2 pseudogenes are annotated in these 780 nt (G+C 43.1%); both read left to right on the forward strand.

From position 1 onward, the window contains the following. Window positions 1–329 (forward strand): annotated as a pseudogene (locus A3729_RS33625) (chemotaxis protein); the annotation flags it as partial. A gap of 25 nt (window positions 330–354) precedes the next feature. After that, window positions 355–780: pseudogene (locus A3729_RS28315) on the forward strand (hypothetical protein); the annotation flags it as partial.

Here is a 780-nt window from a genome sequence, read left to right on the forward strand (position 1 = left end):
CTAAACGATCAATTAGCTCCTACGTTGAATCCCAGGGTGATAAGCTTCACCTGGCAACAGTCTATACTGTCATGGACAGTATCCGTGGTGCAATGAGCATCATTGGTGAGGAGAGGTTAACGTCCTTGTTATTGAAGTGCATGTCCTGTATTCAACAGGAGTTGGTTGACGGTGATACGATGCCTGACCAGACTTTGTTAGAAACTCTGGCTGATGCACTGACTTCATTGGAATACTACATTGAGAGTATGACCAAGGCACAAACCCAGAATGATGCTTTGTTAAAGTTGTCAGAAGAAAGTCTGGCTTCAATTGGGTATGGTACTTAAGCTTATACAAGGGTAGGAGGTAATTATGTTCTTGCCCGTCTTGTCTATTGCTATTCTCGGCGCTCTGCTAATTGTTATTTCTTTCAAGTACCTGTTCCTTCGTACATGGTTCAAGGCATGGCTAAAAGCTACGCTTGCTATTCTAGCTATACTCTCTGCAATGGCCCTTCTTTACAGTTCCTGGGATTTGTACAGTTTTAAAGCACAAACTTCTGCTCAAAAGATAGCAAGCGTTGAAACATTTAGACTTGGACCTCAACGATATAATTTGGTTTTAGAGCTAAACGAACAGCCTCCTCTGCACTTTGAAATAGAAGGGGATGTGTGGCAGCTGGATGCTCGCTTGCTCGTCTGGGGAGATTTCTGGCGCTTTTTAGGGATGGAAGATGCATTTCGTTTTGACCGCTTATCTGGACGTTACCATTCAATAGATGATGAAAGAAATAAGCCC

The sequence above is a fragment of the Oleiphilus sp. HI0043 genome (assembly GCF_001634935.1).